Source organism: Paenibacillus praedii, assembly GCF_049725345.1.
Taxonomy (GTDB): Bacteria; Bacillota; Bacilli; order Paenibacillales; family Paenibacillaceae; genus Pristimantibacillus.
Genome location: NZ_JBMWAM010000049.1, coordinates 1 through 1,087, shown reverse-complemented (window position 1 = coordinate 1,087; position 1,087 = coordinate 1). Strand labels below are relative to the sequence as shown.

The following is a 1,087-nucleotide window of genomic DNA, read 5'->3' as shown; positions in this document are numbered from 1 at the left end:
ACACAGCAGGACGGTACATACGTTCGTATTGATTGGGCGTGAAATATCCGATGGAAGAATGGATCCTCTTTCCATTATAGAAGCATGTGATATATTCCAAAATGCGCTTTCGAGCTTGCTTGCGCGTCTTGAATTTCTCCAAGTAGATGAGCTCCTTTTTCAGCACACTATGGAACGATTGGATGCAAGCATTGTCGTAGCAATTCCCTTTTCGGCTCATACTACCTTTCATGCCATACTTTTTCAGCTTTGCTTGATAGTCATGAGAAGCATACTGGCTGCCTCGATCAGAATGATGTAAAACTTCACCGCGTGGTCGTTGCTGATTGTAAGCTCGGTCTAGTGCTTGTATGACCAGTTCTTTTGTCATCCGTTTGTCCATGTGAAAGCCCACGATCTTACGGCTGTAAAGGTCCATAACGCTTGCTAAATAGAGCCAGCCTTCATCAGTGGCAACATAGGTGATATCTGTCACCCAGGCTTGATTTGGTTTCTCCACGTTAAACTGCCGATTTAGCACATTCTCATAAAACCGGAAGATTGTGCTTAGTGTTGGTCGTAGCTTTATATTTTTTCACTGTACGGGAGATCAAACCTAATGCACTCATAATGCGTGCCACCGTCTTTTCTGATACCGTCGTGCCTTTTTTGCGTGATACCTTAGTGATTTTGGGGCTTCCGTACAAACGACGTGAGTCCAAGAAAATACGTCGTATGCGGCGCTCCAACTTCTTACGCCATTTTTCTCGCTTACTTGCTTTACGTTTAGTCCATTTGTAATATCCGCTTCTGGAAACGTTGAATGTGGCACACATCTTCGCGACTCGGCACACGAAGCGATGATCGTAGATGAATGCATAGATCAGCGCCGGTCTTTTGCGAAGAAGTGCATCGCCTTTTTTAAGATGTCATTTTCCTCTTCTAGATCGCGTACACGCTTTTGAAGATCTCTCACGGCTTTGTCGTCAGGCCTCAGTTGTCCGCTACCTGGAAAGGCTTGCTTGCCATCTTGCATATATTCAGCTATCCATCTGTATAAGGTGTTGTCACTTATCCCCAGTTCACGGGCTACCTGCGCCACCGTCTT

At 45.4% G+C, this 1,087-nt stretch carries 1 pseudogene; it reads right to left on the bottom strand.

Annotation, left to right across the window (positions count from 1 at the left end):
* Positions 1 to 1,087 (bottom strand): annotated as a pseudogene (locus ACO9K6_RS20935) (IS3 family transposase); the annotation flags it as partial.